This is a genomic window from Streptomyces sp. NPDC042002 (assembly GCF_055588305.1).
In genome coordinates, this window is sequence record NZ_JBVJCT010000041.1 from 52,034 (window position 1) to 72,152 (window position 20,119).

14 protein-coding genes and 1 pseudogene are annotated in these 20,119 nt (G+C 72.5%); 4 read left to right on the forward strand and 11 right to left on the reverse strand.

Annotated elements, in window-relative coordinates:
* Positions 1-75: 75 nt before the first annotated feature.
* From ACZ6KY_RS36010 to ACZ6KY_RS36020, 3 genes and pseudogenes are all read right to left on the reverse strand, one after another.
* Positions 76-1,158 (reverse strand): annotated as a pseudogene (locus ACZ6KY_RS36010) (quaternary amine ABC transporter ATP-binding protein); the annotation flags it as partial.
* Positions 1,158-2,687: a GMC family oxidoreductase gene (locus tag ACZ6KY_RS36015; RefSeq protein ID WP_469314461.1), complete on the reverse strand. Its 1,530-nt coding sequence runs from the start codon at positions 2,685-2,687 to the stop codon at positions 1,158-1,160. The gene ACZ6KY_RS36015 and the pseudogene ACZ6KY_RS36010, both read right to left, overlap by 1 nt.
* A 187-nt stretch (positions 2,688-2,874) precedes the next feature.
* Positions 2,875-4,386, reverse strand: a complete 1,512-nt coding sequence (locus tag ACZ6KY_RS36020; RefSeq protein WP_469314462.1) for an aldehyde dehydrogenase family protein — start codon at positions 4,384-4,386, stop codon at positions 2,875-2,877.
* A 248-nt stretch (positions 4,387-4,634) separates the two neighbouring features.
* Here ACZ6KY_RS36020 and ACZ6KY_RS36025 point away from each other — a divergent pair, with 248 nt between their 5' ends.
* On the forward strand, positions 4,635-5,600 hold the full coding sequence (locus ACZ6KY_RS36025; RefSeq protein ID WP_469314463.1) for a bifunctional helix-turn-helix transcriptional regulator/GNAT family N-acetyltransferase: 966 nt from the start codon (positions 4,635-4,637) through the stop codon (positions 5,598-5,600).
* Between the two features lie 88 nt (positions 5,601-5,688).
* On the opposite strand, the gene ACZ6KY_RS36030 is transcribed toward ACZ6KY_RS36025, so the two are convergent.
* The 5 genes from ACZ6KY_RS36030 to ACZ6KY_RS36050 form a co-directional block, all read right to left on the reverse strand.
* Positions 5,689-6,696 (reverse strand): hypothetical protein, encoded by a 1,008-nt coding sequence (locus tag ACZ6KY_RS36030; RefSeq protein ID WP_469314464.1) that lies wholly within the window; start codon positions 6,694-6,696, stop codon positions 5,689-5,691.
* Positions 6,697-6,998: 302 nt separating this feature from the next.
* The gene (locus ACZ6KY_RS36035; RefSeq protein ID WP_469314465.1) at positions 6,999-7,988 is read right to left on the reverse strand and encodes a malate dehydrogenase; all 990 of its coding nucleotides are present in this window, start codon (positions 7,986-7,988) and stop codon (positions 6,999-7,001) included.
* Between the two features lie 496 nt (positions 7,989-8,484).
* Positions 8,485-9,708 (reverse strand): helix-turn-helix domain-containing protein, encoded by a 1,224-nt coding sequence (locus ACZ6KY_RS36040; protein WP_469314466.1) that lies wholly within the window; start codon positions 9,706-9,708, stop codon positions 8,485-8,487.
* Between the two features lie 620 nt (positions 9,709-10,328).
* Positions 10,329-10,946: a DUF3017 domain-containing protein gene (locus ACZ6KY_RS36045; protein WP_469314481.1), complete on the reverse strand. Its 618-nt coding sequence runs from the start codon at positions 10,944-10,946 to the stop codon at positions 10,329-10,331.
* Positions 10,947-11,247: 301 nt separating this feature from the next.
* Positions 11,248-12,102 (reverse strand): bifunctional methylenetetrahydrofolate dehydrogenase/methenyltetrahydrofolate cyclohydrolase, encoded by an 855-nt coding sequence (locus ACZ6KY_RS36050; protein WP_081218974.1) that lies wholly within the window; start codon positions 12,100-12,102, stop codon positions 11,248-11,250.
* Between the two features lie 288 nt (positions 12,103-12,390).
* On the opposite strand from ACZ6KY_RS36050, the gene ACZ6KY_RS36055 reads away from it, so the two are divergent.
* Positions 12,391-13,053, forward strand: coding sequence for an RDD family protein (locus ACZ6KY_RS36055; protein ID WP_469314467.1), 663 nt, complete (start codon positions 12,391-12,393; stop codon positions 13,051-13,053).
* 69 nt (positions 13,054-13,122) lie between these two features.
* Here the strand turns inward: ACZ6KY_RS36055 and purH are convergent, their stop codons facing one another.
* Together purH and purN are read right to left on the reverse strand one after the other, a co-directional pair.
* Positions 13,123-14,712, reverse strand: a complete 1,590-nt coding sequence (gene purH / locus ACZ6KY_RS36060; RefSeq protein ID WP_469314468.1) for a bifunctional phosphoribosylaminoimidazolecarboxamide formyltransferase/IMP cyclohydrolase — start codon at positions 14,710-14,712, stop codon at positions 13,123-13,125.
* Positions 14,709-15,329, reverse strand: coding sequence for a phosphoribosylglycinamide formyltransferase (purN, locus tag ACZ6KY_RS36065; protein ID WP_469314469.1), 621 nt, complete (start codon positions 15,327-15,329; stop codon positions 14,709-14,711). Before purN ends, purH begins: the two co-directional genes overlap by 4 nt.
* 471 nt (positions 15,330-15,800) lie before the next feature.
* On the opposite strand from purN, the gene ACZ6KY_RS36070 reads away from it, so the two are divergent.
* Complete coding sequence (locus ACZ6KY_RS36070; protein ID WP_469314470.1) at positions 15,801-16,691, forward strand: hypothetical protein; 891 nt, start codon at positions 15,801-15,803, stop codon at positions 16,689-16,691.
* Between the two features lie 197 nt (positions 16,692-16,888).
* Here ACZ6KY_RS36070 and ACZ6KY_RS36075 read toward each other — a convergent pair whose 3' ends face one another.
* Positions 16,889-18,661, reverse strand: coding sequence for a cell division protein PerM (locus ACZ6KY_RS36075; RefSeq protein WP_469314471.1), 1,773 nt, complete (start codon positions 18,659-18,661; stop codon positions 16,889-16,891).
* Positions 18,662-18,769: 108 nt separating this feature from the next.
* Here ACZ6KY_RS36075 and ACZ6KY_RS36080 point away from each other — a divergent pair, with 108 nt between their 5' ends.
* Positions 18,770-19,972, forward strand: a complete 1,203-nt coding sequence (locus ACZ6KY_RS36080; protein WP_469314472.1) for a helix-turn-helix domain-containing protein — start codon at positions 18,770-18,772, stop codon at positions 19,970-19,972.
* Positions 19,973-20,119: the final 147 nt, after the last annotated feature.

The following is a 20,119-nucleotide window of genomic DNA, read 5'->3' on the forward strand; positions in this document are numbered from 1 at the left end:
CGGGGTCGACCGGGCTCGAAGGTCCGACTCGTCTCCGAGGTCCGAGTCGCCTCGCAGGGTCGACCCGGCTCGAAGGTCCGAGCCGGCGACGACGTGGAGCAGGCGCTCGTGGTCGACGACGCCGAGGCAGCGGCCGTCCCGTACGACGCAGGCGGCGCGGCCGGAGCGGGCGACGGCCTTGATGGCGTCGGCGACCACGGTGTCGGGGGCGAGCGCGCCGGGGTGGTCCGGTCCGCCGCAGTCCCCGGCCCGCATGGCCGTGCGGACCGTCATGACCTGCTCGCGGGGCACGTCCCGGACGAACTCGCGGACGTAGGCGTCGGCCGGGGAGCCGACGATCTCCTCGGGGGTGCCGAGCTGGACGATCCGGCCGTCGCGCATCAGGGCGATGCGGTCGCCGAGGCGCAGGGCCTCGGTCAGGTCATGGGTGATGAAGACCATCGTGCGGCCCTCCTCGCGGTGCAGCCGGACGACCTCTTCCTGCATGTCCCGCCGGATCATCGGGTCGAGCGCGCTGAACGGCTCGTCGAAGAGCAGGACTTCGGGGTCGACGGCGAGCGCGCGGGCCAGCCCGACGCGCTGCTGCTGACCGCCGGACAGCTGTCCTGGCCTGCGCTGCTCCATGCCTTCCAGGCCCACCTTGGCGACGACCTCGGCGGCCCTCGCCCGGCGTTCCTCGCGCGGGACGCCCTGGATCTCCAGGCCGTAGGCGACGTTGTCGAGCACCGAGCGGTGCGGCAGCAGGCCGAAGTGCTGGAAGACCATGGCGGCGCGGTGGCGGCGCAGTTCGCGCAGCCGGGCCTTGTCCATCGCGAGGACGTCCTCGCCGTCGATCGCGAGGCTGCCCGAGGTGGGCTCGATCAGCCGGGTGAGGCAGCGCACCAGCGTGGACTTGCCCGAGCCGGACAGGCCCATGACGACGAAGACCTCGCCCTTGCGGACGTCGAAACCGACGTCACGGACGGCGGCGGTGCAGCCGGTGGCGGCGCGCAGCTCGGCGGCGTCGAGGGAGGCGAGTTCGGGGTCGCCGGGGACGCGGTCGGCCTTCGGACCGAAGACCTTCCACAGGTTGCGCACGGAGAAGACGGGGTTGATTCCCGCGTCACCGGCGGCAGGCGCAGCCGGTGACGCGGCGTCCGCATGGGTCGTCGCGCTCATCACGCACCGCCCCCGATCAGGTCGGCTGCCTTCTCGCCGACCATGAGCACCCCGATCATCGGGTTCACGGCGGGCATGGTCGGGAAGACGGAGGCGTCGGCGATCCGGATGCCGTCGAGGCCGCGGACGCGCAGTTCGGGGTCCACCACCGCGCGTTCGTCGGAGAGTTCGCCCATCCGGCAGGTGCCCGCCGGGTGGTAGACGGTGTGCGCGACCTGGCGTGCGTACGCGCCGAGTTCCTCGTCGCCGGTGATGGCGGGACCGGGGCACACCTCACGCTTGAGCCAGCCTGCGAGCGGCTCGGCCGCGGCTATCTCACGGGCGATCTTGATGCCGTCGACGAGGGTACGGCCGTCGTAGTCGTCCTCGTCCGTGAAGTACCGGAAGTCGAGGGCGGGTTTGACGGCCGGGTCGGCGCTGGTCAGGTAGAGACGGCCGCGGCTGCGTGGCTTGGGGACGTTGGGGGTCATGGAGACGCCGTGCGCGGGGCGTTCGTAGCCGAGGCGCTCCGGGTTGTCCGTGAAGGGGATCTGGTAGAAGTGGAACATCAGGTCGGGGCCCGGCTGTTCGGGGTCGCGGCGGACGAACAGGCCCGCGTCGGAGTCCATCGCGGAGTTCTCCGGGATCGGCCCGTCCGTCTCCCAGACGATCACGGACTCGGGGTGGTCGAGCAGGTTCTCGCCGACGCCCGGCAGATCGTGCACGACCGGGATGTCCAGCTCCTCCAGGTCACCGGCGGGTCCGATGCCGGAGTGCAGCAGCAGGCGCGGCGAGTCGACGGCGCCCGCGCACAGCAGGACCTCGTTCCGCGCCCGGACGAGAACCTCTTCGTCGTCCTTCGTGCGGACGTGCACACCCGTGACGCGCGTCCCGTCCAGCTCCAGCTTGTACGCCCAGGTCTCCAGCAGGAGCGTCAGGTTGGGCCGCTCGTCCATCACCGGGTGCAGGTACGCCACCGAGGCGCTGGACCGCTTGTTGTCCTCCGGGTGGTACGCGAGGTCGAAGAAGCCGACGCCCTCGGTGAACGGCCGCCGGTTGAAGCCCTCGACGCGCGGCACGTCGAGCGCGGACCGCGCGGCCTCCACGAAGTCCCGCGCGATGGCGTTCCGGTCCTTCTCGTCGACCGGGACGATGTTGTTCAGGAGTCGCGCGTAGTACCCCTCCATCGACACCGCGCCCCAGCCCTTGGCGCCGGCCGCCTCCCACTCGTCCCAGTCGGACGGCAGCGGTCTGAACGCGATCAGCGTGTTGTGCGACGAGCAGCCGCCGAGCACCCGGGCGCGGCTGTGCCGGATGTGGGAGTTGCCGCGCGGCTGCTCGGTGGTCGGGTAGTCGTAGTCGAGTTCCCCGCCGAGCAGGCCCATCCAGCGGCGCAGGGTGAGGACGTCCTCGCGGCCGACATCGCTGGGGCCGCCCTCGATGACGGCGACGGTGACGTCCGGGTTCTCGGTGAGGCGGGACGCGATCACGGAGCCCGCCGTGCCGCCGCCGATGACGACGTAGTCGTACGTGTTCTCGTGCTGGGACATGAAGTGGTGCTCCAAAGTGCCTTGTGCGGTGGGGGTTTCGGAGAGGGGACGGGGGCAGGGACGTGGAAGCCAGACGGACGGACGCCCGGTGTCGGCCGGCGAACCAACGGACGGGTGCCGACGTCAGCCGGTAAACCGACCCACAGGCGCCCGTGCCAGTCGGCGAACCGGCCGACAGGTGCCGAGCTCAGCCGGCGAACCAACGGACGGGCGCCGGCGCGAGGTTCTGGTAGACGTGCTTCGTCTCGCGGTACTCGGCGAGCCCGGCCGGGCCGAGTTCGCGCCCGACGCCGCTCCGGCCGAAGCCGCCCCACTCCGCCTGCGGGAGATAGGGGTGGAAGTCGTTGATCCAGACGGTGCCGTGGCGCAGCCGGCCCGCGACACGGCGGGCGCGGCCGGCGTCGGCGGTCCAGACGGCGCCCGCGAGGCCGTACTCGGTGTCGTTGGCGAGAGCGACGGCCTCGTCCTCGGTGGTGAACGTCTCCACGGTCAGAACGGGCCCGAAGACCTCCTCGCGGACGACCCGCATCCCGCGGTGGCACTGGTCGAGGACGGTCGGCTCGTAGAAGTAGCCGGTGGCGGGACGGACTTCGGACGGCTCGGGCCGCTTGCCGCCGGAGCGCAGCACCGCGCCCTCGGCCAGCGCGGAGGCGACGTACGCCTCGGTCTTCGCGCGCTGCTGCTCGGAGACGAGCGGGCCGCACTCGACGCCGTCCTCGGTGCCGCGGCCGAGCCTGATCGCGCTTGCCCTGCGGGCGAGTTCGGCGACGAAGCGCTCGCGCAGGGACTCCTCGACGATGAGCCGTGAACCGGCCGAGCACACCTGGCCGCTGTGGATGAAGGCGGCGTTGAGGGCCTGGTCGACGGCGGTGTCGAAGCCGTCCTCGGTGGCGCAGGCGTCGGCGAAGACGACGTTGGGGTTCTTGCCGCCGAGTTCGAGCGCGACCTTCTTGACCGTGTCGGCGGCGGCGCGTGCCACCTTCGTACCGCTGGCGAGGCCGCCGGTGAAGGACACGAGGTCGACGTCGGGGTGCTCGGCGAGTCGGGCGCCGACCGTGTGCCCGGGGCCCGTGACGAGTCCGGCGACACCGGCGGGCAGTCCGGCCTCGGCCAGCAGACCGAGCAGGGCGACGGTGGTCAGCGGGGTGATCTCGCTCGGCTTGACCACGAAGGTGTTGCCGGCGGCGAGAGCCGGCGCGATCTTCCAACTTGCTTGCAGGAGCGGGTAGTTCCAGGGCGTGATCAGCGCGCACACGCCGACGGGTTCGTGCACGACGACGCTGTGGATGTCGGCCGACCCGGCGTCCACCACGCGTCCGCCGCCCTCCCCCACCACGAGGTCGGCGAAGTAGCGGAAGGCGTCGGCGACGCAGTCGATGTCGACGCGCCCCTCCTCCAGCGTCTTGCCCGCGTCACGGCTTTCGAGCAGCCCGAGTTCCTCGCGGTCGCGGACGAGGAGGTCGGCGACGCGGCGCAGCAGGGCGGCACGTTCGGTGACGGGGGTGTGCGGCCAGGGGCCCTCGTCGAAGGCGTGGCGTGCGGCGGCGACCGCGAGATCCGCGTCCTTCTCGTCCCCCTCCGCGACCACGGCGAACGGCTCGGCATCGGCGGGGTCGAGGATCTCGCGCGTCGCGGCGGAGAGCGCCGCGCGCCACTCGCCGCCCACGTGGATGGTCTGTTCTGCCTGCTGTCCGGCCATGATCGGTGTTGCCTTCCGTTCCTGTTCGATGCTCCTGCGTCACACGTGTGTCACTCCCGGGAGCCGTGAGCACCTGCCCCCCGGCCCGGCCCCCATGCACAATCCGTCACCAAAAGTGCGCCGGGTCACTGAAAAATCGGCCAAAACACGACGAGAACGGGTGCTGATCAGCGATGGACAGCCCTCTTTCCTTTGACTAAAGTCAAAGGAATAACGAGCTGGACGGGAAGCCGGACAGGGAGCCGCACATGGGACCTGATACGGAGCCGGATACGGGACCTGACGCGGAGCCGGACAGGGGGCCCGTGCCGGCGGACCAGGTGGCGACGCTGCGGCGGTTCAACCGCTACTTCACCCGGCGCATCGGAGTCCTCGACGATCACTACCTCGGCCAGGACCGCCCCCTCGGCGAGGCCCGGCTGCTGTTCGAGATCGGCGGTACGGGAGCCTCCCTGCGCGAACTCCGGGCCCGGCTCGGCCTGGACGCCGGGTACTTGAGCCGGATGGTGCGGGCCCTGGAGGCGCAGGGCCTCGTCCGGGTGAGCGTCCATCCCGGCGACAGCAGACTGCGGGTCGCCGAGCTCACGGCGGCCGGGCAGGTCGAGGTCGAGGAGCAGAACCGGCTGGCCAACGGTCTGGCCGAGGGCCTGCTCAGCGGTCTCGGCGCTCCCCGGCGCGCGGAGCTGACCGCGGCCCTCGACACGGCACACCGACTGCTCCGGCTCGCCGCCATCACCGTGGAGACCGTCGACGGCGCCTCCCTTGACGCCCGCGCCTGCCTCGACGCGTACGCGGCCGACATCGACGAGCGGTTCCCCGAGGGCTTCGACCCCGGCACCCTCGTCCGGCCCCACGAGGTGTCGGGCGACGCCGGCGCCTTCCTCGTCGCCTACGAGGAGGGCCGTCCCGTGGGCTGCGGGGCGCTGCGCCGGCTCGCTCCCCGGGCGGGCGAGATCCGCCATGTGTGGGTGCACCCGGCCGCCCGTCGGCTCGGCCTCGGACGCCGTATCCTCGACGGCCTCGAACAGCGGGCCGCCGAGCGCGAGTTCACCGTCGTACGACTCGACACGCACGCGGCGCTCACCGAGGCACAGGCGATGTACCGGGCCTGCGGATACACGGAGATCCCGCGCTACGACGACAACGTGTACGCGGCGCACTGGTTCGAGAAGCGACTGCCCGGCGCCGGGGCCCAGGAACCGCCCGCGCGTTAGGAGCGGCTCCTGCGTTCAGTACGGCTCGTGCCTCAGGCGGGCTCGTACCCCGGGTGGGGCTCGCGCCCCAGGCGGGGCAGCTCGTGCCTCAGGTGGGGTTCGCGCAGGCGTACCCGCTCGGGCAGAAGGAGTTCACGGCCGTCGTGAGCTGCTCGGTCATGTCCGTTCCCGGCGGGCTGCTGGCGACGATGCCGTACGGCGTACCGTCGGCGGCCTGGAAACGGTGGTCGATGTTCTCGGTGGGCCCGTTCTCCTTGCTGTCGTAGCGGTAGCTGAACTCCGTCCAGTCGGTGCCGCTGCGCCGGTCCAGGTACTGGTAGCCCCGGGCCCCCTCCGCGATGGACTGGGCCTGCGCCGAGGACTCCGACACTGAGTCCTCCTTGATCTCGAACACCAGCAGGCTGCGGTCACCACCGGGTGCCGTGTACGTGACGACGGGCGCCAGCTTGCCCTGCTTCTCCTCGCGCGCCCAGCCGTCGGGCACGTCCACGGTGTAGCCGAGGGGGTCGACCGACCGGCTGTACCCGGGGGACGGCGCAGGGGCGGTGGTCCCGGCCGGGTCGGCGTAGGCACCCTCGCCGCCGGAGGCGTTCGGGGTGTCCGGTGACGCGCCAGGCTGGGTCGCCGTGACCGTCACCGCGGGACCCGACGGACCCGCTTTCGGGTGCCCCGCCGTGTCGCTCCTGGTCAGCGCCCACAGCCCGCCGCCCACACCGCCCGCCAGAACGGCCACCGCCACAATCACCAGAAGCAGCCGCCGCGAGTCACCGGCCCTCGGCCCCTGACCGCCTCCGGGCCAGGTCTGCGGCTGGTGGTGCGGCTGCGACCAGGCCTGGGCCTGCTGCTGATGCTGAGGCCATGGATGCGACTGCGGCGGCGGCAATGGCTGCGGCTGCGGTGGTACCGAGCCCGCGGGCGGATAGGGATCAGGCCCGGGCCGCAGCGGACCCGCCTGCGTGGCCGCCGCCCACCACTGCTGGTCCCCGGCCGGTGGCGCTCCCCCGGCATCGGCACCGTCCTGAACTCCACCGTCGTCCGGCCGCCCCGTACCGTCGTCGACCCATTGCCGACGGTCCGCGTCCCATCTCTGCGCCATCCCGTCACCCCCCGCTCCCCGCCGGCCCCACCCGACGGCCCGATCCCGACGCGTTTCTTCGCCGGACCTCTGCCGCGCCCCTGTCCCCCCAGCGGACCGTACGTAACGAAGATAGTGAGAATTCCGCCAACAGCACCCCTCTTTATGGCGACAAAGCACACACGTTCGATACGTACTTTCCGTACGCCTCTCCGCCCCTGCTCGCGGAACGGGTGAACCGCGCGACCCCGGAACACGGCGATGCCCGGGTGGTGATCACCACCCGGGCATCGCGCGTTCGAATCAGATCAGATCGGTCCTGATCAGATCAGGCCGAGGCTGCGGACCGCCTCGCGCTCCTCCTCGAGCTCCTTCACGGAGGCGTCGATGCGGGCGCGGGAGAACTCGTTGATGTCCAGGCCCTGGACGATCTCGTACTGGCCGTCCTTCGTGGTGACGGGGAAGGAGGAGATGAGACCCTCCGGCACGCCGTACGAACCGTCCGACGGGATACCCATGGAGGTCCAGTCGCCTTCGGCCGTGCCGTTGACCCACGTGTGGACGTGGTCGATGGCGGCGTTGGCGGCCGAGGCGGCCGAGGACGCGCCACGGGCCTCGATGATCGCCGCGCCGCGCTTGGCGACGGTCGGGATGAACTCCTCGGCCAGCCACTTCTCGTCGCTCACGACCTCGGCGGCGTTCTTGCCGGCGACCGAGGCGTGGAAGATGTCGGGGTACTGGGTGGCGGAGTGGTTGCCCCAGATGGTCAGACGCTTGATGTCGGCGACCGTGGTGCCCGTCTTCTTCGCGAGCTGGGTCAGCGCGCGGTTGTGGTCCAGACGGGTCATGGCGGTGAAGCGCTCGGCGGGTACGTCCGGGGCGGCGGCCTGGGCGATCAGCGCGTTGGTGTTCGCCGGGTTGCCGACGACCAGGATCTTGACGTCGTCCGCGGCGTTGTCGTTGATGGCCTTGCCCTGCGGCTTGAAGATGCCGCCGTTGGCCGAGAGCAGGTCACCGCGCTCCATGCCCTTGGTACGCGGGCGGGCGCCGACGAGCAGACCGACGTTGGTGCCGTCGAAGGCGACGTTCGGGTCGTCCGTGATGTCGATGCCCTGAAGAAGCGGGAAGGCGCAGTCGTCGAGCTCCATGGCGGTGCCCTCGGCGGCCTTCAGCGCCGGCGTGATCTCCAGGAGGCGCAGCTTGACCGGCACGTCCGCGCCGAGCAACTGGCCGGAGGCGATGCGGAAGAGCAGGGCGTAACCGATCTGGCCGGCCGCGCCGGTGACGGTGACGTTCACGGGAGTGCGGGTCATGGCGTTCTCCGTATGACAGCAGGCGGTGGGGCGTCCCTGCCCCGGGTGCAGGATCGTCCCCTGCAACCGCCGCAATGATCGATCAAAGGTTCCGATGATCGATCTCTCGGCGTCAAGAGAGATCCGCCGTCAGGCTATCGCGCATCCGGGACGCCGTACGTCAGGGTCCGTGTGGCCCACCCCACAGATCTCCCGCGGATCCCCCGGGAAGGCGGTCGCCGGGCTCGGGAGAGGGTGAACCCGGCGACCGCCGAAGGGGGTACCGGGGGCGTCGGAAAGGGATCTCCCCCCTCTCCGACAGCACCGGATCCCGTGGGGGTACGGCTCGCCTGCCCCCGAATCGCGAACTCAATCCCTCAAACCCCCAGGATTTCTCCGGGGCCTTCCCCAGCCGTTCTTCGCCCCCTCCGCCCCTACCCGGCCCGAACCTGGGGCCTCCGCCCCGGACCCCGCTCCTCAAACGCCGGAGGGGCTGAAATCCGTACGGGCGCCCCCGCTACGGAGTGCACCCCTTCCGACCGGACTTCAGCGTCGCGCAAGCCTTCGCGTCACCGGCGTCCTTCACCGCGACCATCGGCGTGTACGCGTCCGCGTCCCTGTCCACCGCGGCCGTCCGCTTCGCCGCGCCCCCCGACGACACGTCGACCCGGTCGCCCACCACCGCCTGCGTGATACGGGCCCAGGCCGTCCCGCACGTCTTGCTGTACCGCACCTCCACCAGCGTGGTCCCCACCGTCACGCTGGTCGTGGTCTTGGCCAGTTGACCGCCGCAGCCCATTTTCTCGGGGTCCTTCCCGGCACAGGAGGCCCCAGCGCACTTCACCCCGGGCGGCAGATCGGGCTGAGCGCGGGCCGAGGCCGCCGGCGTCTTCGGCGTACCGCCCGCGTCCTTCTCCTCCCCGCCCCGCGTGAGGTAGACGGCGGCCGCGACGACGACCAGCGCGCCCACAACCCCGGCGAGGAACATCGTCAGCCGCCGCTTGCGCCGCGCGGAGTCCGTCCCCCGCCCGGCACCGACGGGCCGCGCATCCTGCGGCTCCGGCCCCCCGGCAGCGCGAACCGGACCCACCGGCGCCACCGGACCGAACTTCCCGCCCCCGCCGGACGACGACGCGACAGCCCCCCAGCCGCCGCCCGCGCGCCCCGCCCCACCGGAACCGGCCGACGCGCCTGCGGACGACGCCTCGCCCCCGTCCCGCCCGGTCGGCTGCGACGGCACCGACGTGGACCCGGACGGGCGTCCGGACGGCGGGGACAGCGGAGACGGTGGTGCCGCCGGCGAACCCTCCGACGGCAGCGCGACCCCGGGCGCGGCGGTCGCGCTGCCGCCCCGTCGGGCCGACCGCTGCCGGCCGCCGCTCCCGTTCGCCGGAGACGGCCCGAACTCCCCCAGCGCGGCCCGCGCCTGGGATATCCGTATCGCCTCCATCGTCATGTCGTGGCGCATCTCCGAACGGCTCCAGGCACGCTCGGCCAGCTCCCACATGGTCGCCAGATGCACGGGACTGGTCCCGGTCACCTCGGCCAGCGCGACGATCGCGCCCTTGGGCGCGAGGAGCCGGCCGTTCAGGTACCGCTCCCAGGATGTCTTGCTGTAGCCCGTGCGGTCGGCCACGGCCGCGATGCCCAACCCGCTCCGGTCGACGAGCAGTCGCAGCTGACCGGCGAACTCCTTGACCTGCGGATCGAGTTCATCCGGCAGCGCCTTCCAACGAGGCATTCCTTCCCCCCACTTCCCCCCGTACGTGCACGACTGATTCCCGCGTGTGACTCCCGGGCTCCCGGCCCCGCGTCGAGCAGCGGGGGCCTCCCCCGTCTTCGCCGAGTCCCCGTTCTGGCTACCCACAGGGATGCGCCCGGCCGGGATCTCAGTTCCCGATATGGGGGCGCACGGGAGCATTTGAGCCGGAGCATGCACCGTTGCACGCCCGCCGGGACACGGTCCAGTGTTCCACCGGCACCGGCGAGATGGCAGTGCCACAACGGCCGCCCCGCGGGCCGGAGTTGGGTGGTTCCCGTCGCACGGCGCGCACACCGTACCGGAATGGTCACTTCCGTGCCACAGCGGACTGCCGGCTGTTGAACAGCCCGTTCCCGTGCACAAGGGTTGTCCCCGGGCGGAACACTCGCCCGATCGCGGCCCGTCCTTGACTCGGGGGAGAGGACGGGCCGCCGTCGTCCCCGAAGCCGAGCCCGGACCGGAAGCCGAACCGACCCCGGGCAGGACCCGGACCGGCAATGGGCGTCAGGTGGAACAACACGGCCCGCCCTCCCCGAAGGGGAAGACGGGCCGTCGGCACGCGCGGGCGAGCCCGCACGCACGCGGAGGTCGTCCGCGGTTCAGCGCACCGTGAAGTGCAGGGTGTCGTCGAGGAACGGGATCTCCAGCATCGGGTTGGGCTGGGCCATCAGCGCGAGCACCACGATGGCGATGCCCAGGACGCCGTACGTGACCATGTCCGTGAAGCGCGAGCGGACCGCGAGCATGCCCACGCTGGGCAGCGTCCAGCGCATCACGGCACCCGCGAGCAGCGCGGCGCCGATCAGGATCGTGCCGACGCGGAACACGTCGAGCGCGGTGAGCAGCAGGCCGAGCGCGACGCCCGACAGCACGGTGAGGATGGGCCACTGACGCGCGGGCGCCGGGGCGTCGCCCGACGCCGCCCGGCCGCCGCCCTCGGGCCGGGCCGTGTCGCGCGTGAACAGCGGGAAGCGCCGTGTGGTGCGCCGCGGCTTCCCCTCGGCATCGGGCGCGCTGATCGCGTCCCGCGCGCTCGCCCCGTCCAGCTCATCAGCTTCAGCTTCAGCCCCCGACCCAGCCGCGGCCCCGGCCTCAGCCTCCGCCGCGGACGCGGACCCAGCCTCGGCCTCCGCCGCGGCCCCGGACCCAGCCTCGGCCTCGGCCTCCGCCGCGGCCCCGGACCCAGCCCCGGCCCCGGCCCCGGCCTCAGTCTTCAACTCGGCCTCGATCTCGGTCTCCTTCTCGGACTCGGTCCGCCCAGCGGCTCCGGCACCCGCCGCCCCGGGCTCGGCCGCCCGGCCGTCCGCGCCCCGCGCCCCGGAACGGCCCCCTGCCCCTGTTCCCGCGGAAGCGGAAGCAGAGGTGGAGGTGGAAGCAGAGGTGGAGGTGGCGGACGTTGAGGTACGCGCCCCGGTGACGGCGTCCCGCAAGGCGCTCTCCGCCTCCCGTACGGCCTCCTCGGTGCCGGCGCCTCGCGCACCGCGCGCCGCGCCGTCCTCGGACTCGTGGGTGTTGCCGTCAGCCGACACTGCGTTCCGCCGCTTCCACCACGTTGACGAGCAACTGGGCGCGGGTCATCGGGCCGACCCCGCCCGGGTTCGGGGAGATCCAGGCGGCGACCTCGGCGACGTCCGGGTGGACGTCTCCGACGATCTTGCCCTCGGCGCTGCGCGAGACACCGACGTCCAGGACGGCGGCGCCCGGCTTCACGTCCTCGGCCCTGATGAGGTGCGCGGAGCCCGCGGCGGCGACGATGATGTCGGCGCGCTTGAGGTGCGCGGAGAGGTCACGCGTCCCGGTGTGGCACTGGGTGACCGTGGCGTTCTCGCTGCGCCGGGTCAGCAGCAGCGGCATCGGGCGCCCGATGGTCACACCGCGGCCGACGACCACGACCTCGGCACCCTTGATCTCCACGCCGTAGCGGCGCAGGAGCGTGAGGACACCGTTGGGGGTGCAGGGCAGCGGGGCGGGCTCGTTGAGGACGAGACGCCCGAGGTTCATCGGGTGCAGGCCGTCCGCGTCCTTGTCCGGGTCCATCAGTTCCAGGATGCGGTTCTCGTCGATGCCCTTGGGAAGCGGGAGCTGGACGATGTAGCCGGTGCAGGCGGGGTCCTCGTTCAGCTCGCGGACCACCGCCTCGATCTCTTCCTGCGTGGCGGTCGCGGGCAGTTCGCGCTGGATGGAGGCGATGCCGACCTGGGCACAGTCGCGGTGCTTGCCCGCGACGTACTTCTGGCTTCCGGGGTCGTCGCCGACCAGGACCGTCCCGAGGCCGGGCGTGACGCCCTTCTCCTTCAGGGCCGCCACGCGGACGGTCAGGTCGGACTTGATCGCGGCTGCGGTGGCCTTGCCATCGAGAATCTGGGCGGTCATGACCCCATCCTCCCGGATGACGGGGTCCTTGTTCCAATCCGGGGCACCCCTGTACGCGGCGAGGCGGTACCGCCGCTCAAGGGCGTGATCAAGACCGCCGCTCAGGGGCGTGATCAAGCAGATTGCGACTGCACAACAGCTCATCTCACGAGCTGGACAAAACGCGCCCATCCGATCACGATGAACGACGCAGTATCGCGGTCAGTGTTGGGGGGCAAACCGCTTATATCGTCGCGTTCCTCCGCGCAATCCGCATTCGTCCCCGCTTTGCAACGGAGGAAACCCGCCATGGCTTTCGGCGCGCCGGAAAACCCGTACGGACAGCAGCAGAACCCGCAGCAGGGGTACGGCTACCCGCAGCAGGGGCAGCCGCCCTACCCGCAGGCCCCGGGAGGCGTCCCGCAGCAGGGGTACGGCTACCCGCAGCAGGGCCAGCCCGGCTACGGCTACCCGGCCGGCCCCGGCCCGCGGGTCGCGTCGATGGGACGCCGGTTCGGCGCCCGCGCGATCGACGCCGTGGCCTTCTTCATCATCTACGCGGTCCTCGGAGTCGTCGGCGTGGCCGGCTCCGTCGGCGCCGCCAAGGACTGTGACCCCAACGCCGTCGACTACAACACGTGCATCAACAACGCGAGTTCCGACATCGTCGCCAAGTTCGGCGCCGTGATCGGCGTCCTCGCCATCGTGGGCCTGCTCTACGAGTGGCTGATGACCGGTCTGGTCGGCGGCACCCTCGGCAAGCTCGCCGTCGGCATACGCGTGGTGAAGGCCGACACCGGCCAGAAGCCCGGCCTGGGTTCCTCGTTCATCCGCTGGATCATTCCGCTCGTCGGCGGCCTGGTCTGCGGCATCGGCCAGCTCGTGGTCTACCTGTCGCCGTTCTGGGACAAGTCGGGCCGCCAGCAGGGCTGGCACGACAAGGCCGCGAGCACGATGGTCATCCAGAACTGACCGCTGTCGTACGGCCGAGGCCTCCGGTCCTCCCTGGGGAGGGCCGGAGGCCTCTGTGTCTGCGCGTGCTCAGTGGAAGAAGTGCCGCGTCCCGGTGAAGTACATCGTGACGCCGGCCTTCTTGGCGGCCTCCACGACCAGCTCGTCGCGGACCGATCCGCCGGGCTGGACCACGGCCTTGACGCCCGCGTCGGCGAGGATCTCCAGGCCGTCGGGGAACGGGAAGAACGCGTCCGAGGCGGCGTAGGAGCCACGGGCACGCTCGGCGCCGGCCCGCTCGACCGCGAGCTTCGCGGAGTCGACGCGGTTGACCTGGCCCATGCCGACGCCGACCGAGGCGCCGTCCTTGGCGAGCAGGATGGCGTTGGACTTCACCGCGCGGCAGGCGCGCCACGCGAAGGCCAGCTCGTCGAGCTCGCCCTCGCTCAGGGCGTCACCGGTCGCGAGCGTCCAGCTCGCCGGGTTGTCGCCGGCGGCCTGGAGCCGGTCGGTGACCTGGAGCAGCGCGCCGCCGTCGACGGGCTTGATCTCGACCGGGGCGGCCGGGGCGTTGTGGGCCCGCAGCACGCGGATGTTCTTCTTCTTGGTGAGGGCTTCGAGGGCGCCGTCCTCGTACTCGGGCGCGACGATGACCTCGGTGAAGATCTCCGCGACCTGCTCGGCCATCTCCTTGGTGACCGGCCGGTTGACGGCGATCACACCGCCGAACGCGGACAGCGGGTCACAGGCGTGCGCCTTGCGGTGCGCCTCGGCGACGTTCGACGCGACGGCGATCCCGCACGGGTTGGCGTGCTTGATGATCGCGACGCAGGGGTCCTCGTGGTCGTACGCGGCACCGCGCGCGGCATCCGTGTCCGTGTAGTTGTTGTACGACATCTCCTTGCCGTGCAGCTGCTCGGCCTCGGCGAGACCGCCGGTGCCTGAGGTGTAGAGCGCGGCGGGCTGGTGCGGGTTCTCGCCGTAGCGGAGCGTGTGCGCGCGCTCCCAGGTGGCACCGAGGAAGTCGGGGAACCCCGACTCGTCGACCGGCGCGTACGAGGAGGCGAACCAGGAGGCGACGGCGACGTCGTACGCGGCCGTGTGCTGGAAGGCCTCGGCGGCGAGCCGCTTGCGGGTGTGCAGGTCGAACCCGCCGTCCTGGACCGCGGCGAGGACGTCGCCGTAACGGTCGGGGCTGGTGACCACGGCGACGGAGGGGTGGTTCTTGGCGGCCGCGCGCACCATCGAGGGACCGCCGATGTCGATCTGCTCGACACACTCGTCGGGGGTCGCCCCGGACTCGACCGTCTCCCGGAACGGGTAGAGGTTGACGACGACGAGGTCGAACGGCTCCACGCCGAGCTCGGCGAGCTGCTGCCGGTGGCTCTCGAGGCGCAGATCGGCGAGGATCCCGGCGTGGACCTTCGGGTGCAGGGTCTTGACGCGGCCGTCGAGGCACTCGGGGAAGCCGGTGAGCTCCTCCACCTTGGTGACGGGCACACCGGTCGCGGCGATCTTCGCGGCGGTGGACCCGGTGGAGACGAGCTCGACGCCGGCCGCGTGCAGCCCGCGGGCCAGCTCCTCGAGACCGGTCTTGTCGTACACGCTGACGAGCGCGCGACGGATGACCCGCTTGGTGCCCTCGGTGCTCTCGGCCGTGACTGTGCTGTCGGCGGTCACTGGATAACTACCTTTCGTCCCTCAATGCGATAGCCGTTGCGGGCGAGCCGCCCCACGACATCGACGAGCAGCTTTCGCTCGACTTCCTTGATGCGCTCGTGCAGAGCGCTCTCGTCGTCCTCGTTACGGATCTCGACCACGCCCTGGGCGATGATCGGTCCGGTGTCGACCCCGTCGTCGACGAAGTGGACGGTGCAGCCGGTGACCCGGGCTCCGTACGCGAGCGCGTCGCGGACGCCGTGGGCGCCGGGAAAACTGGGGAGCAGCGCGGGATGGGTGTTGACGAACCGTCCGCCGAACCGGGCGAGGAACTCCTTGCCCACGATCTTCATGAACCCGGCGGACACGACGAGATCGGGCTCGTACGCGGCGGTCGCCTCGGCGAGCGCCCGGTCCCACTCGTCCCGGCTGCCGTGGTCCCTGACCTTGCGCACGAAGGTCGGGAGCCCGGCGCGCTCGGCCCGCGCGAGCCCCTCGATGCCGTCCCGGTCGGCACCGACGGCCACGATCTCGGCACCGTAGGCCGCTGGGCCCGCCTCCGCGATGGCGTCGAGCAGTGCCTGCAGATTCGTGCCTGATCCGGAGACCAGCACGACGAGGCGCTTGGTCTTGGCCACGAGGGGGCCCTTTCTCGGGGGAGCGTTTGTACGGTCGTACGAATGCTTCGCGCCCCGGGATACGGGGAAGTCTACGAAGCGGCCGACCGTCAGCAACGATACCGGCACACCGGGCGGCCCCCGCGGGACGGGGGCGAGGCCGGAAGGTAGCGTCTGGGGAGGATCCGCCCGGGAACACCTGCGGCACGGGGAACGCCCTGTGCGCGCGGGACGTTGACCTGGGACGAGGACGAACGTTCGGGGCACGGCCCCGACACCACCTGTGGCACGGGCCCCGGAGACATCCGGAGCGCGTGTCCGGGGGTACGAAGCTCGGGGCGCGAGTCCGGAGTGCGAAGCTCGGGGCGTCAGTCCGGGGCGGACCGGCCCGAGGCGTCAGCCCGGGAGGACCGGCTCGGGGCGCGCGTCACGAGCGCGAAGCTGTGTGGACACGCCGCCTGCCAGAACCACCAAGGGGAAGACGCTCACCTGATGCCGGACCGCAGTCTCCGACTCCCTCCGCTCCTGCTGCGCGAGCGGCGCCCTTCGTCCACCCCGCCGAGGTCGGGCGGGGACGGCTCCACAGGCGGACCCGGCTCCGCGGACGGGACCGGTGGCGGCTCGGCAGGTGGAAGCGGTGGCCCGTCGGACGGGCGCGGACCCGACGCGCCCGACACTCCCCCGTCCGGCCCGTCGGCTCCCTCGAACCAGGACGACAATCCGTTCGCGCCGCCGCCGGAGGGAACACCCGACCGGCCGTGGCAGCCACGCCGGCACGGACAGGGGAAGGGACAGGGCCCGGGCGAGAACGACGAGGACGAGCAGCGGGGTCCGGGACGCTCCCCCTGGGGCAGCCAGTGGAGCGACCGGCAGCCCGGCCCCTCCAACGGCGGCGGCTTCGGCGACCGGCCGGGCGCGCCGCAGGGGCAGGGCGGTCCCGAAGGACCCGGCCCCGGCGGCACACCCCCCGGTGGGGGCATGCGCTGGGACCCCACGGACCCGGCCCAGCGCCGCGCCCGTTACGCGCTGCTCTCCGGCATGTGGGCGTTCTTCTTCGTCCTCTTCGGCTGGTCGTACGTGGCCCTGCTGCTCGGCACGCTCGCCCTGTACTGGGGCGGCAGCGCGCTCCGCTCCAAGGCCCGCACGCCGGACCCGGACGCCCCGGCGCCCGACCCGAACATGCGCCCCCAGATGACCGCCGCGGTCAGCGGCATGGTCACCGCGTCGCTGGCCATCGTGATGGTCGCCGGGATCTTCACCGCCCACCTCGTCTACAGCGACTACTACTCCTGCACGAACGACGCCTTGACGAACGCCGCGAAGCACTCCTGCAACGACCTTCTCCCGAAGGACCTGCGCGGACTGCTGGGCACCCACAACTGACGACTCGCCTCCTGCCCGGGCCATCGCCCGGGCAGGAGGCGAGTCCGCCACCCGGCCTCCCGGCTTCCCGGGAGCCCGCCGGAACTCGCCGGAACTCGCCGAGGCGAGGACCGAAAGGTCGGAGGACCGGTCCCAGGTCAACGGGGCGAGCCCCGCCCCGGACCTCCTCGCCCCGGGTCCTCCGTCCCGCCCTCGGTTCAAGCCCCCCGCTCCTCCGGGCTCTCGAAGTCCGTCATGTACTCCGGCTCCTCCGGGTCTTCCCGGTCTTCCGGATCCTCCAGGTCCTCCGATTCCGCGGACCCGCTCGCCTTCTTCAGGGCCTCCCAGCGGGTCTCCCTCGATACCTCCTCGTGCCACCCGGACGCCGTGGCCTCCCCCGGCAGAAGGCCGTACGGCCCGTCGGAGTCGTAGGGGTCGTAGGAGTCGTACGGGCCGAAGTCCTCGCGAAGGGACTCCCGCACCGCCGGTTCGGCCCGGCCCTCGGTGGACGCCGACGCCTGCGTCGGAACCGGCGTCGGTTCCGGCATCGAGCGCGTGTCCCGCCGCCTCGGCATCCAGGTGGGCATCCGCAGCCAGGGAGTCCGCCCGCTTCCGCGCGCGCCCCGGCGGGCACCCGCACCCTTCGCCGCCCCGAGCCCCCGGCCCCTCCACTCGGCCGCGCCCACCGCGACGGGAATCCCGACGACCGCCGTCCACACCGCCGTCGCGGGCCCCACCTGCCACCACACCGGCCCGAAACGGGTCAGGGCGCCGACTCCCAGCGGCCCCCCGGCCAGCCAGGCGAGCACCCCGAGCGCGATGCCGCACCACCCGGCGGCGAGTGAGACGACGGCCACCGTCCGCCCGAGCGGCCAGGGCTCCTCCCGGCCCGGGGTCCCCCGTACGGCCCCCGCCTTCACCACGAACCACGCCACCGTCACCGCGGCGGCCATCGGCACCAGCCCGCTCAGCCAGGCCGGCGGTCCACCGGACCCGGCCCCCGGCAAGGCCGCGAGCAGCGGGAACGCGGGGAACGGATCGGTCGGCGTGCGCGTTCCGGCGACGGACGCGGTCAGCGGTCCCGCGACATGACCGGCGCTCAGGACGACACCGGGTCCGAGCCCGTAGGCCGCCCCCCACACCGCCGCGTTCGGCACCAGGACCAGACACAGCAGCAGTACGGCGAACCGGCCCGACCACACGCCGGTGAGCTGGACGAACGAGGCGCGAGCCGTGTCCCCGTGCCAGGCCAGCGACGCCGCCACGAGCAGGGCCCCGCCTCCGACGAGGACCGCGACCCCGGCCGCGGCGGCCCGCGCCGCTCCGCCGAGCACCCGGTCGTCGGCGGCGACGAGACGGCGTGGGGCCAGGGCCGGACGCGTTCCGGTGAGCGGAAGCGCGCGCACCGCCCGGTTCCCCCAGAACGGCTTCGGCCCCCACGGTCGCCCGTACGCCGTCCAGACCCCCGTTCCCGCGGCGGTCACCGCGAGGACCGGCAGGCAGCCGGCGGCCCAGGTCCAGGAAGGGCGCAGCGTCCCGCCCGAGGCGTACAGCGCGGCGGCCCAGCCGACGGACAGATAGCCGGCCACGACACCGGCCCACGCCGTACGCGGCGACACCTCCGACGTGACATCGGCCGCCTCCCGCGCGGCCCGGTGCAGGAGCCACACCGGAAGGGTGAGCAGGAGAAGCGGTGTCACCCCCACCGGCATCGGCAGGCCGGACAGGGTGTCGGTGCGGATCAACTCCACGCCGTGGGCGAGCAGCCAGAGCGCGGCGGCGACGTGCAGCGCGCCGCCGGGCCCGCTGTCCGGGTACGGCGAGCTGATCCACAGCACCATGACGAGGACGGCGAACGAGCCGAGTCCGAGCCCCGCCGCGAGGGCGCCGCCCAGGAGGCTCGCGGCCAGTCCGGGTGATCGGTCTCGCATCCGGGTGAGCAGGGGCGACAACGAGAGCCTGCGGTCGGTGATTTGGGTCACGGCTCTCATGCTCCCAACGACACGCGCTTTCTCGTCGTAACAAGCGAACCCTGGATGTGTCGCTCAATATGCAGTTATGTACTTTTTCGTACGAAGGGGCACCCTGGGGGATCCGACATGACACAGAGCCCCGCCACCCCGCTGCCGGCGCCCATGGAGCGCCGCCGTCTGCGTGAGGACCGGTCGCTGACCCAGGCCGACGTGGCCACCCGGCTGGGCGTCAGCCGGGCGACGGTGCGTTCGTGGGAGGCCGGCCGTTCGGCGCCGCGCGGCAGCAAGCGGGAAGCGTACGCGAGGCTGCTCAGCGCCGAGCCGGCCCACGCCCGGGCCGAGGTGAACGCCCGTCAGGAGGACGTCGCCCCCGAGCTGGTGGGCGCGGGGGCCGGGGCGGGGACGAGGGCGGGGACGGCCCCTGAGGCGCGGTCCGCCGACCGGGGGGAGCGGTCCGCCGGGGAGAGGAATCGTTCCGCCCGGGCCGGGCGGCCGCTCGCCGGGGACGGGGACTCCGATCTCACCGAGCCGTCACTGACGCCCGATCAGGCGTTCGACGCGCTCTACGCGTTCTGCGCCCCCGCCCTCGTACGACAGGCCTATCTGCTGACCGGGCGGCGCGAGCTGGCCCGCGAGTCCGTGGAACGCGCGTTCCAAGAGGCCTGGTACCGCTGGCCCGAGGTGGCCGTGGACCGGGACCCGGCAGGATGGGTGCGCGCGACGGCCTACGAGTACGCGCTCTCCCCCTGGCACCGGCTGCGCCCGCGCTACCGGCACCCGGAGGCGCCGCCCGCCGGCGCCGACGACCGCGCGCTGCTCGACGTACTCCTCGAACTGCCGCCCGTGTACCGGCGCACCCTGCTGCTGTACGACGGTGTCGGGCTGGGGCTGCCGGAGACCGCGGCCGAGACGGAGGCGAGCACGCCCGCGGCGGCCAACCGGGTGCTGCACGCGCGTGAGGCCGTCGCCGCACGGCTGCCGGAGCTGGCGTCGCCGGAGGATCTGCACTGGCGGCTCGCCGAGCTCGCGAGCGCGGAGCGGCTGCGCGCGGCGAAGCCCCGCACGGTCCGCTGGTACGGCGAGCGCCGGGCCCAGCAGTGGACCCGGGCGGCCATCGCCTTCACGGTCCTGCTGATCGGGGTGACCGCCCTGACGCTGGACACGGCCCCTGACCACTACGTGGCCCCCCTCTCCCCGCCGGAGACCATCCACGGCCTGCCGCCCCGGGCCGCCCCCGGGCCGCTGTCCGCGGCGGAGCTGAGGCTCCGCGCCAGGCTGAGGTCCCAGGAGGTGAGCGGCCCGGAGCGGATGGTCCCGGAGATCCGCTGACGTCGGGAGCGCGAGAACGCCGGTGGGGGGGGGGGCCCACCAAGGGGGGGGGGGCCCTCGGGCCTGTGGGGGGAAGCGCCACCCACGGGGCCGCCAGCCCATAGGCTTGTGGTTCCCTCTCTAGTCCTCTTCTCACCCCCCCCCCCC